The 12,058-nt window shown below is 38.5% G+C and carries 9 protein-coding genes; 8 read left to right on the top strand and 1 reads right to left on the bottom strand.

The window, feature by feature from the left end:
• Nucleotides 1-157: 157 nt before the first annotated feature.
• Nucleotides 158-1,042: an ROK family protein gene (locus ACFORK_RS21375; protein ID WP_379202774.1), complete on the top strand. Its 885-nt coding sequence runs from the start codon at nucleotides 158-160 to the stop codon at nucleotides 1,040-1,042.
• Between the two features lie 252 nt (nucleotides 1,043-1,294).
• The gene (locus ACFORK_RS21370; RefSeq protein ID WP_379202772.1) at nucleotides 1,295-2,320 is read left to right on the top strand and encodes an HRDC domain-containing protein; all 1,026 of its coding nucleotides are present in this window, start codon (nucleotides 1,295-1,297) and stop codon (nucleotides 2,318-2,320) included.
• A gap of 83 nt (nucleotides 2,321-2,403) precedes the next feature.
• Here ACFORK_RS21370 and corA read toward each other — a convergent pair whose 3' ends face one another.
• On the bottom strand, nucleotides 2,404-3,339 hold the full coding sequence (gene corA / locus ACFORK_RS21365; RefSeq protein WP_379202820.1) for a magnesium/cobalt transporter CorA: 936 nt from the start codon (nucleotides 3,337-3,339) through the stop codon (nucleotides 2,404-2,406).
• Between the two features lie 1,432 nt (nucleotides 3,340-4,771).
• On the opposite strand from corA, the gene ACFORK_RS21360 reads away from it, so the two are divergent.
• The 6 genes from ACFORK_RS21360 to ACFORK_RS21335 all read left to right on the top strand — a co-directional run bounded on the left by ACFORK_RS21360 (nucleotide 4,772) and on the right by ACFORK_RS21335 (nucleotide 12,058).
• A complete protein-coding gene (locus ACFORK_RS21360; RefSeq protein WP_379202770.1) occupies nucleotides 4,772-5,314 on the top strand; it encodes a hypothetical protein in 543 nt (180 codons plus the stop codon).
• Nucleotides 5,315-5,904: 590 nt separating this feature from the next.
• Nucleotides 5,905-8,496, top strand: coding sequence for an RNA dependent RNA polymerase (locus ACFORK_RS21355; protein WP_379202768.1), 2,592 nt, complete (start codon nucleotides 5,905-5,907; stop codon nucleotides 8,494-8,496).
• A gap of 915 nt (nucleotides 8,497-9,411) precedes the next feature.
• Nucleotides 9,412-9,885 (top strand): hypothetical protein, encoded by a 474-nt coding sequence (locus tag ACFORK_RS21350; RefSeq protein WP_379202766.1) that lies wholly within the window; start codon nucleotides 9,412-9,414, stop codon nucleotides 9,883-9,885.
• A complete protein-coding gene (locus ACFORK_RS21345; protein WP_379202764.1) occupies nucleotides 9,882-10,607 on the top strand; it encodes a hypothetical protein in 726 nt (241 codons plus the stop codon). The genes ACFORK_RS21350 and ACFORK_RS21345 overlap by 4 nt, the downstream gene beginning before the upstream one ends.
• A 17-nt stretch (nucleotides 10,608-10,624) precedes the next feature.
• Nucleotides 10,625-11,422: a hypothetical protein gene (locus ACFORK_RS21340; RefSeq protein WP_379202762.1), complete on the top strand. Its 798-nt coding sequence runs from the start codon at nucleotides 10,625-10,627 to the stop codon at nucleotides 11,420-11,422.
• A gap of 156 nt (nucleotides 11,423-11,578) precedes the next feature.
• Nucleotides 11,579-12,058 carry a hypothetical protein gene (locus ACFORK_RS21335; protein ID WP_379202760.1) on the top strand — a complete coding sequence of 160 codons (480 nt, stop codon included), beginning with the start codon at nucleotides 11,579-11,581 and terminating at the stop codon, nucleotides 12,056-12,058.

The following is a 12,058-nucleotide window of genomic DNA, read 5'->3' as shown; positions in this document are numbered from 1 at the left end:
TATTACTGTATTAAAAGACTCCGAAGAGGAGTTTTCTTGAGCTTGTGTCAACCGCTTGTTATATCCTTGTTGTCCAAGTATAATGTGAAATAGAGAGCGCTTTAATAACAGGCAGTCCATACGGTCTGCTGTTTATGGAGAAGGGGGATTACTTGCAGTGAGATTACTGGGAGCGGTAGAAGCAGGGGGAACAAAGTTTGTCTGTGGGATCGGAACAGAGGATGGTAATATTATTGACCGGGTCAGCTTTCCGACATTAACACCGGAAGAGACAATGGGACAGGTACTGAATTATTTCAAGGATAAAGGCGTAGAGGCCATCGGCATCGGTTCGTTCGGACCGATTGATCCGGTGCTCGGCAGTCCTACTTATGGATATATAACCACAACACCGAAGCCGCACTGGGGACAATATAACCTTGTGGGCACTGTAGCGGAGCACTTCAATGTGCCGATCGCTTTTGACACGGATGTTAATGGTGCAGCACTTGGTGAATATACTTGGGGTGCAGCTCGTGGTCTGGACAGCTGTCTCTATATTACCGTTGGTACAGGTATCGGTGCTGGCGCAGTGGTGGGCGGTAAACTGATTCATGGACTCTCGCATCCGGAGATGGGCCATATTCTGGTCCGTCGTCATCCTGAGGACAAATACGAGGGCTTCTGCCCGTACCATGGTGATTGTCTGGAAGGCCTGGCAGCCGGCCCAGCCATCGGCAGCCGTTGGGGTCAGCCTGCGGGTGAGTTGCCTGCTGATCATCCTGCATGGGAGATGGAGGCGCACTATTTGGCGCATGCCCTGATGAATTACGTGTTGATCCTATCTCCGCAGAAGATTGTTATGGGCGGAGGGGTTATGAAACAAAGCCAACTGTTCCCGTTGATCCACAAGAAGCTGCAGGAACTGCTGAATGGCTATGTGCAGCATCCGTTCCTGAATGAAGGTATCGGCAGCTATGTCGTACCGCCTCAGCTCGGAGATAATGCTGGTCTGGCTGGAGCGATTGCCCTTGCCAAGCTGGCTTTGGACAGAGAGCAGTAATAAATAGGGATTGACTGTACGGTAATATATGGTATTGTAGGATTTAACAGTATAGCATCGTCATGAGGAAGCACCTCTTTCGCGTTGAACGCGAAAGAGGTGCTTTTTGGCGTGGTTTGGGATAGTACTTATATGTTTCCATAGCGGAAGAATGGCACGATATCCGGTTGTGGAAGAATAAAGCGTTCAGTCAAAGAGCTACTCCTATAGCCCTAATATGCTTGCTGTAAGACGGGAAAGGAAGGGATTGTTATGCAGATAATATTCATGAACCGCTTATCGAGGATGGCTGGCAGAGAAGAAGAGGAGTTCGCCCAGCTGTGGATCGGAGAAGAAGAGGGTGTGTGGAGCCTGGGCTGGCGTGATTTTTCGGTAAATGCTGCCTTGGAGAGCACGGATACCCTCTGGTATGAGGGAGGATCATGGAATGAGATGCTCTGTGTGTACCGACATGAACTGGCAGTGAAGATGGGGGCCGGCTACCGACCATTGATTGACGGAGGCTTGCACGAAGAGGAGGTACTGCCCCGGAGGGGCAGGGATCAGTTGAAGCTGCAGTACTACAGTGAGCATTATAGCCAAGAGAGCATCTATGATGAACTGTGCGCCTGGCGCCGGGGCCGGGCATCCAGTGAACGCAAGGCTCCTTATATGCTGGCGAGCAACCGTTTGTTGCGCCTGCTCAGTACCTTCTTGCCGAAGACGACAGAAGAACTGCTGCAAATTCCTGGAATCGGCGAAGCCAAGGCAGCCCAGTATGGGGCAGACTGGCTGGCAATAACGTCTGTTGCACCAAGAGAGCGCAATTTTCCGCTGGATTGGGTCTATGAGGAGATCGGGGATGAAGAGTTCTCTTCCTGGCTGTATAAGCAGAAGGAGCTTAAGTATAAAAAGCAGCTCGAGCGACTGCGCCTGAATCGGACTCTGCTACAGGGCATTGCTGGTGGCCTTGGACTGGAGCAATTGAAGAACGAGACGGGAGTCAGCCGTAGAGAACTCCTGGAAGCGCTGGAGGAACTGGAGAAAGACGGATACTCTGTAGAGAAACTGATTGAGCTTGAGCTTGAAAGCATGGCGTATGAAGAGCAACAGGCAGTCTGGAAGGCCTATGAAGAGTATGGTGACCTGTTCCTGAAGCCAGTATTGTACAAGGTCTATGGCGATGCACCTCCAGCTGCTGCGGGCGGCCTGGAAGTACATTATGAACGCCTGCGGCTGATCCGCATCCGGTTCCGGCGGGAGCAGAGCGGAAGCCTTGATTCAGCAACGAGCTTTTAGCATCACGTTACATACCAAAAAGACGAAGGAACCATACCCATAGGGTGTGAACTCCTTCGTCTTGTGCTTTCGTTATTAATCCTTCATAGCCAGTCTTTTTTACGGAAAATATAAAGCATTCCGCAGCCGAGGGTCAGCATCAGACCAATTACGGTGTAGTAGCCATATCTGCTGTGCAGCTCGGGCATATGGTCAAAGTTCATACCGTAGATACCGGTTATGACTGTCAGAGGCATGAATATCGTTGTAATGGCGGTAAAAACTCTCATGATTTCATTGGCACGGTTCGCGATACTAGACTGATAAGCTTCTCGTAAGTTGCCCATCAGATCGCGGTACGTCTCAAAGGTCTCAGAAATTTTGACGGCATTCTCATAAATGTCGCTGAAATACTTCTGAAGCTGGTCATCGATCAGCCGGAGATCCTTTTTGTTCAGCGTATTGATGACTTCTTTTTGCGGACCGAGCATTTTCTTGAGCCACAAAATTTCACTGCGCAGACCGATGATTTCACTAAGATGTGATTTCTTCGTATGCATGAGGATATCTTCCTCCAGCTTCTCAATCCGGACTTCAATCCGATCGCCGACGGAAAAATAGTTATCCACTACAAGGTCAATGAGCAGATACAGGAACTTATCAGGCTCGCTTACTTCCTGCTCCCACAGCATTGGTTTCAGGACACGCAGCTCATTGATCTTCTGCTTCGTCACGGTGATGATAAAATGTCTTCCCAGGAAGACGTTAAGTGCGCGGAGGAAAATCTCCTCATCATCGAACCGGATGCTATTCACTACAATAAAGTAGTGATTTTCGTAAATTTCAATTTTTGGACGTTGGTCCTCTTCGCTGAGACAATCCTCAACGGCGAGATCATGCAGATTGAACATGGGCTGAATGAGTTCCAGGTCCTCCACATCGGCATCGATCCAATAGAATCCCTCAGCAGGGGGAGACAATGTTTCATTAATATCATCAATAGGTGTAAAAACCCCTGCGTTTACCAGCCGGATTTTCATCTGATTCACTCCTTCGATCCCTGTCTTCTTCAGGGACATGCTAATGAAAGCACAGAGAAAAAATCAGCTTGGCCGGGGTCATGTCAGGGTGAAGCGGCAAATGACGTTTCGAGGGCATGAAGAAGAACTGCTCCCGCCGCCGGCAAGCTGATGTTAATCCTGTGTGGTTGTTCGTTTTGTACACTGAGCTGCGAACTCGGGTCGCCCTCCATAATCCTCTCACCTCATCTTGTCGTCCAGTTTAAAACCCTTGTCTAGTATAACGCCGGGGTATGCCTCTTTCAAGGAAAATTCTTGTCATTTTCAAGGCTCTTCAGCATTGTATGGATTTGACGAGAAGTGGGTTCATGATTTAACGTGGATTTTAAGAAAATCCAACTGAAAACAGCTAAATTTTATCAATAAAAAGCAAGTTTATTTTGATCTATATAAGTTTGAAATATCCTTGTGTAGCAAGGGCAAGGGCTTTCCAGTACATCATACTGTTGAACCAGTTGAAAGTCACAGAATATAAACTTTCAATAAATATGAATAAGTACCAGATGATATTTATACGCTTGAATGCTCTAAAAGATCAACTATGGTACTCTAAAGTTAAGCATTAATGGTACTGCTGTATGTCCTCAATCCATGAAAACCAATTCGAAGGACATGCCTAATACTTAGTAAAATATAATAAACCGTTGTAAATTTATTGTTCCCCCAGTTGTTTCTTTTCTTCCTCACTTGTAAAAAAATTGATGTGCGCACTCTATATATCCTTAACATATTGAAAATAAATATTTGCGCAGAGTTAAAAAACAAAAAGACGCTTAGTGAATTTTCACTTATGCGTCTCTTTAGTTTGATATAGAATTTGATCGTTTAAGATGTCATTGTGTCAGGTACCAATTTAGTTAACTGGTTTATGTTTCTATTTTACCCATGAAAGTTAAATGCCAAAAAAAGCTCTAAATCATCCAATTTTCAGACTTGAAAAAATCTTCGTCCTTTGTAAAAGATCGTATAATAAGGAAAACAAACTCTTTGGCATTTAATGTAGTGGACCTATGACAGCTCTAACACCGCCAGCAAGAATGCCACCTGCCAAAGCACCACCTATTTGACTTGATCTAGAAGTTCTTGTAACAGAGACATCATCCTAGAGAATTTTCAGGAAATAAAACCGCAACATACACCTATGATATTCGGCTATAAGAATCTCACTATTATGATATCAATATCACACATATTCGCTTAACAACGATAATTACGTGACACGTAGAAAATTCATCAAAAAGAGCTAGAATTCGACAATAATTACATCGCAGTTCGACATTGTTTCAATTTAGTGAATATTTGAATTAAATGTAAATAAGGAAAAAATAAATGGTTTAAATAGGAATAAATAACTATATTGGTAGAGCCAAAAGGCTACATAGGAGGGAACAACATGACATTATCATCCATAGCAGCTAAGTCGATTAATCAGATTGATTCAACAAAAGTTTTTATGAGCTACAATTCGTCATCACCATCCGAAATCACACTGTATTATGCTGCTGTTATTACAGATGAAAATCCTATTATTACAGAATATATATTCACAACTCTACAGGATGCAACTGCATCTGGACATGCTTATCGGATTGCTACTTGGGAGGATATCAACTCTCTTGCAACATATAGCGATTATCATCTACAGGGTACGATTATTAACACACCTCAAGGACGCTTCATTTGGCACGAAGAGTATGAAGAGGATATCACTGGTGAGATGATTCTCAGTGACTGCATGTATCGTGCTTACGGCGCCCCAGAAGCGTTCAGCAAACGTGTGGAGGAATACTTGAACGTTAATTACAATGAAGGGGCAAAGCTGCTTAATATGTCCTGTGGCAATCATAACGGACAAACAATATACACTGCTATATTATCCAGTGCTGCCGAGGGTACCTTTAGTATCAACAGCTTGGGTATGATTGAATATTATTAAGTTCTTATAACAACTATAAAAAAGTAATGAGATTAAAGTTATAAAGATACAGACCAAATTACGTATTTACAAGGTGGATTTAACAGAGTGTCTGACAAGAGATTGTGGAGAAAAAATAGTTCTACTAATAGAAAGGAGGTGTTTTTTCTAACCAAGATTAGGGAAATACTTTAAGGATTTTCGTGACTGAAGTATACAATCGATTTAAACCGGGAGAACATTTCGGCAAAAACACAGGTGTAATCATGGTTTCTTTTCGCAGAACAAAATCTTCTATAGAGATTTCGCTGTGATTTGATCCTGCCGCTGAGTCAAAATGAATTGTGAAATAATAAAGTGAAAATAAGTATATACAAAAAAATGATGGTTGTATTGTGTAATATAACATAAGGAGGTACTTTATAGATTAGCTATACATAGATAGGCCGAAATGAATGTGTTTATTTTATTAAAAAGAAAATAAGTTTATTATTATATTTTATTGTTTAGGAGGGGGTTGAAGGAAAGTACATCAGTTGTATTTCTTTTTGCAAGAGATTTAGCATATTAACTTCGGGAGGTATATTCTCATTAGTCTAGATAAACAAGTTATGATCTACAGTGTAGACACTAGTGCTTTTTATAATGATAAGGAAAAACGCATCCAGGATTTAATGAATCGTGGACAACTAAAAAAGAACCTTCTAGTCGAAAAGAGAAAAAAGCTGGACAAAAAAAATGATCTATATTTAGAAATATATACCGAACTTACACTAAAAATAAAGCATTACAACAAAAGAAACAATCAGCTAAAGGAACGTATCAAATATGAATTTAATTTTAATGAATCAATCAGAAACCTTCGTGAGAGTTACATTGCTGATAAAAATATAGTCTCTGTTTTCGATTCTGTATTAACAAGAGTGTTGAAGATTAATCCGAATACCATCACAACTGATATTATTATTGTTCAAGCATATTTTTTTAGTATTTTAGAGGATCTGATAAAAGACGGATTCATGCTTCACGGTGAAAAATACATATGTTTTACAGCGAGTGCTGGTCAAATCAGAACAAAGAAAACTGTATTCATTAAGGAAACAATTTTCCAGAGGTATTGCAATACTTTGATGTGTGGTCTTAGCGTAGATAGAATCAATGAGCATGGTGGCATCAATGTGAATAAGTATTTGGCATATCTTGCACTCTGTAATAGTGCCACAGAACAATGGAAAGACTTCGACATTAAAAAATGTATTGTTGTAGAGGATTTCAACAGTTTAGTCAATTCTGAGGTTGATTTTATAAGCGATTTGACATATGAGGTTGAGCGAAAAATTATGGACATTCCAATCGAGCATACCGATGGTTGTGGCATGATTCTTCCGCGCAAAAGTAAAAAACCTTTTATGGTCCGAGGCCCATGGATCAAAGGCTTACTGATGCCATTTCCTTTCGACAAATTCATAAGGGAACATAATAAAGTAGCAAAGTATTCTAAGTATGGTATTGTCGAAGATATTTATGGAATTACACATGATATTTTGAAGGATAAGATTGAAGTAATATTCACTAAAAGTCAATTTAAGATGTGGAAGTTTTTTGCTTCATGGAAAGAGTATCAAGATCTATTCATACAACATAACTGTCAAGCCGGAAAATGTAACGAAGAGGAAGAGAGAATAAAAAAAGCAAAGATAAACTATCAAATGCTTCAGAGTCTTGTTGATACATCAGATGAGGAGCTATTAAAATTGTGTATCCCATCAATCTCGATGATTGAGAAAGCTGGGTCAGATAAAAAAACTATGCTGGAGATACTTGGCGTTACGGAATTTAACACGAAGAAGAATTACTTCCAACAGGCACTAGAAATTTATCCTGAGTTACTAAAAGATGAGTATAGTAAAGAAGTTCTAAAAGAAACAAGGAGAAAAATGATCAAAAACGCCAAGTCTGGAAAACTAAGGATTGACGGTAAATATACCTTTATATCACCCGATTTATATGCCTTCTGTGAGAAATTGATTCTGAAATCAGAGAACCCTATAGGATTGCTTAACAATAACGAAGTTTATTGTTCTTTGTATAAAGACAACGTATTGCTTGACTGTCTTAGAAGCCCCCATCTCTATCGTGAGCATGCTTTAAGAAGAAATACAGTGAATGAAGAAAAGAAGAGATGGTTTGTAACGAAGAGTCTTTATACAAGCTGTCATGATCCTATTAGCAAACTCCTTCAATTCGACTGTGATGGTGATAAAGCTCTAGTATGCCAGGACGAAACGCTGGTCGAAGTTGCGGCAAGAAATATGAAGGGAATTGTTCCTCTTTATTATGAAATGAAAAAAGCAGATCCTGAGATACTAACTACTGAGTCTATCTATAATGGTTTAAATTCAGCTTATATGGGTGGGAATATTGGAACAATAAGCAATAACATTTCTAAGGTCTGGAACAGTGAAGAGTTCGAGTTAGATGTGATCAAGAAGCTTTGCATGGAAAATAACTTCACTATCGACTTTGCCAAGACACTGTATAAACCTAAAAGACCTAAAGAAGTTTCTGAGAACATTAAGAAGTATACAAGTAAGAAAGTGCCATTCTTTTTTATTTATGCTAAGGACAAAGATGATGATGAGGTAGAGAAGATAAATAATTCTGTTGTAAACAGAATTGGAAGAATTATTCCTAAGAAACGCTTGAATTTTAAAGCAGCCAATGTAGGTCATTTTGATTATAGAGTATTAATGAGTGGAAAGTCGCATGAAGATCATTCAGAGTTAAAAGAGAAAATAATTGAAACATATATTAAAAATGATAAAAACAAGCGATTTATAGAGTTTAAGCCAATTGAAGATGATATGACGGGCGACAATCTTTATCCATATAAAGTAATCCGTGACGAGCATTTGAAAATTACTGATGACTTATCATATATAGTAGATATTTTGGTGGATTATCTTTATGATCAGAAAAAGAGTAAGTATAAGGCTACTTTATGGTCGAGTTTTGGTGACATGATCATAAAGAATATCAATAGTAATCTTAGGGATGGCACAATGCAATGTGAAAGTTGCGGAGAAAGAGTTGTAATAACAGGTAACCGCATGAGATATTGCAAAGCTTGTGCAGAAAGAAATAAACGAGAAAGAACGAAAGAAAGAGTTCGGAATTATAGAAGTAAAAATAATTATATATAATATAGTAACGTTCTTTGGTGTTTCTGTTTTCCTTATGTATCAAGGGGTTTTAAGAGTTTGAGATATGTTATTACAGGCGGAAAAACGAAAAAAACCTTGGTACATAAGGCTTTGTTCAAAAAAGGATAATGGTGTTTAAGGGAGAGGATGCAAACTGTTGTACAAATCAAAAGAAATCGTCTTTCTTCTAAATTTGAGGTAGAAACAAGTAACCGCACAAGATATTGCAAAGCTTGTGCGGAAAGAAATAAACGAGAAAGAAAAAAGAAAGAGTTAGAACTATATAAATAAAAATAAGAATTATATATTGAGTAACGTTCTTTGGAATCTTTGTATCCCTTATGTATCAAGGTTTTTTATGGATTTAAGATATAGTCTTTCAGGTGGAAAAACGAAAATATCCTTGATATATAAGTCTTTATTCAAAAAAGGATAATGGTGTTTAAGGGAGAGAATGCAAACTGTTGTACAAATGATTCGAAACAGATACTAAATAAATATCTATCTTATAGCACATCTGAGTATTGGGATGAAGCGATGGAAGTTCTAGCTTCCGAAGACGAGAAGATTGAAAAAAGTGCCAGGAACCAAAAACGAAAACTTAATGACAACAACATTAAAATGATGGAAAAATAATTTTTTGAGCAGCATTGCCAATTAAAAAGGTATTGGCTTCTCCTATTCTGATCAATTAAAAATAGGGCAAAGTAAAAATTTAAACTACCTGAAAGGAGGTGATTATATTGGGGGTTAGAAAGCAATACAAGTATACCAGCTTGATTTGAAGAAATTGAATGAGTCTGATTTTCTTGGACAAAAGAGGAGAATTATTATCGAAAAGGACAAATTGTGAATTGAATATCCTTGAAGAGCATTGGCTATACAACTTCAATCTGCAATTTAGGGTGTGAGCTGTTGAACAAATTTGAGAATCTAAGTAAAGATAAAGAGACGATAATGCAAAAACTAGCAACCTCTCAGAATCTTTGTAAAGCTTTAAAGTATTCTAATGATAATTTTCTGGATATGCCAGACATTGAGGACACATCCGAATTATTTTATGAAAAACTGTATCCTTATCCTAAAGTCCCGTCCATTGAAGATACCCAAAATGCTTTTGTTACGATTGAGTTCAAAGATTACCGTAAAACAAGCAACCCATTATTCAAGTCAGGTTTAATCTACATTCATGCTTTTTGCCATGTGGATAAAATAAGAACAGATCATGGTCTTAGATATAATTTGATGATATCTGAGATCGATAAAACCCTGAATAATATTCGGGGGCTTGGTTTTGGTAAACTGGAATTCAATAAAATGGATGAGTATTATGTGAATGAGAAGTATATGGGAATGGATGTTGTTTATAAGGTATGTGAATTTAATTGACTTTAAATAAAGAAGATATCGAGCTTAAACTTATTGCAAATGTTCCAATAAGTATAGAGGGAGCCCCCGACCTAGTTCTTCCGTCCTTTAGGACTGTAGCTGAAAGGGATTTATCTAAATATTACCAGTATTTATCCGTTCTATTGATTAATAAAGATATATTTAACAAGGAGTTTGACGACGATCGCATCACTAATTTCGATGTGTTCTTTTCTAATTGCTACCATAGTTTAGAGTTCAGAGAGTTGGCATTCGACGGACTACATTTGTTCTTCTTAGAAGAGCCAACATTACATGAAGGTGAAACAGATGTTTCTATTAAATTCTCAACTGGGTTTATCAACAGAAATAATTTTGATGATATTCAATATATATTGAAACTTGCCCATCATATTAAAAATGAGAATAAACCTGAATTTAAAGCCGCAAACTCGAAGGCTCAAGAAATGATTGATATGATTTTTAGGAATAGAACAAAACAGCCTCCTAAAAAAGAGAAGATCGATTTGATGAGTATGGCAACAGGGCTAGGCTGGAAGTCTAATGGGATTTCTATACGAGAAGTCTTCGACTTATCCATTTATCAAATCTACAATGGATTCTTTTCCACAAACAACATTGATAACTATGAACACACAATTTCTGGTATTTATGCCGGAACCATAGAAAGTAAAAATATTAAATTGCCTGATATCCATTGGGCTAACAAAATTGATAATTAATTTGGAGGAATTTATACATGACAACACCTAACATTTGGGCTATTAAAGAGGTTGCACTTGCTACATTTTATGATTTGAAAACCGGGAAAGCAAAAGTTCAACTTCAAAACTTGAAAACTGCGGGTATTGAGAATACCGGAGAAACAAAATACGCTGTCGGCGGACGTGGGAATTCTAAAATTGTTGCTTTTTCGAGTACTCGTGGAGGAAAAGTGACTCTACAAGATTGCGTATTTACAAATGAAGTTATTGCAATGATGACAGGTAATGATATCAAAAATGCTGCAACAAAAGTCATTCAGAGAGAAGAGCTTGTGGTTTCCGGTAATAAAGCAACTCTTGCCCATACACCGGTACAAGCTACGGCTGGACTGATCAGTGTATATAAACTGAATCCGGATGGAACCCATGGTGAAGAGCTTGTACATACTACAGCTACCTTGGTAGCAAGTAAATATACATTGGCTGAAAAAGTACTTACATTCTTCACAGGAGATCTAGCAGACGGAACTGAAATTGTAGCGTACTATAAGGTTGCTACGGATGCTACAGCTAAAACCATTACCGTATCTTCTGATAAATTTGCCGGTTCATACAAGGTCGTCTTGGATTGCCTCGTACGTGATACTGTGAATGAGGAAGATTATGCTGCACAGATTGTTATTAATAAAGCTAAAATGGAAGATAACTGGAAGATTGATACTAGTGCTGAGGGTGATCCTTCGGTATTTGATATTCCACTTGAAATTTTGGAACCTGCAAAGAGTAGAGAAATGTACACAATGGTTATTTACAATGATTCGACATTGATTTAATAAATAGGAAGCTTTAAGGGAGAGGTAGCCAGTGAGCTATCTTTCCCTTTTTTTAAGACATTAGCTAGAGCTTTCTTGATTTATGTGGAAAGAGGACTGTAACCAGTGTCTTAGAGACACTTTTAAAATATGAAGTTAAAAAAGGAGATATAAAAAATGGCTAAACTTACGACTGCGAAAATTAATAAAATCAACAAAGAACTTGATAAGAAGCGGAAGATTTACATCCTTGAAGATAATGACGAAGTCAACATTAGTGTCACTTTTAAAGATGCAGTAGTGGATAAATTGGTATTGGATTATATCTCTATTTTAGAGGAAGTAAGTAAAAGTTCCGAGTTGACTGATGAAATAATTCGCGGAACGATAGCTGTTTTGAATTTGCTTATTCTTAGAGAATTTTCTGATGTTCCGACGATTTCAAAGAAGGTAGTTGAGATCCAGAAACTTATAGATATCACATATGTTCTATATAACACCGGCATAATGGATGCAGTTATGGAACAATTTGATCCGGCACAAGTCAAGAAAGTGCATGAGAAGCTTGAGAAGGTCAGCAAGCGTGCTGGAGAGCTTATAGGTGAAATGGCAATCCGAGCAACATTGGACGATGCGAAGAATGAGGAGCTTTCATAA

Origin of the sequence: Paenibacillus sp. GCM10012306, assembly GCF_042649265.1 — a bacterium.
Lineage (GTDB): Bacteria > Bacillota > Bacilli > Paenibacillales > Paenibacillaceae > Paenibacillus_AQ.
Note: the sequence above shows the minus strand (reverse complement) of the source record. Positions and strands in the feature narration are given on the sequence as shown.

What these genes read in the sequence shown, in the direction of transcription:
- ACFORK_RS21370 (WP_379202772.1), top strand. Translation starts at nt 1,295, where the DNA reads ATGCAGATAATATTCATGAACCGCTTATCGAGGATGGCTGGCAGAGAA.
- ACFORK_RS21335 (WP_379202760.1), top strand. Translation starts at nt 11,579, where the DNA reads ATGGCTAAACTTACGACTGCGAAAATTAATAAAATCAACAAAGAACTT.
- corA (WP_379202820.1), bottom strand. Translation starts at nt 3,339, where the DNA reads ATGAAAATCCGGCTGGTAAACGCAGGGGTTTTTACACCTATTGATGAT.
- ACFORK_RS21340 (WP_379202762.1), top strand. Translation starts at nt 10,625, where the DNA reads ATGACAACACCTAACATTTGGGCTATTAAAGAGGTTGCACTTGCTACA.
- ACFORK_RS21360 (WP_379202770.1), top strand. Translation starts at nt 4,772, where the DNA reads ATGACATTATCATCCATAGCAGCTAAGTCGATTAATCAGATTGATTCA.
- ACFORK_RS21355 (WP_379202768.1), top strand. Translation starts at nt 5,905, where the DNA reads ATGATCTACAGTGTAGACACTAGTGCTTTTTATAATGATAAGGAAAAA.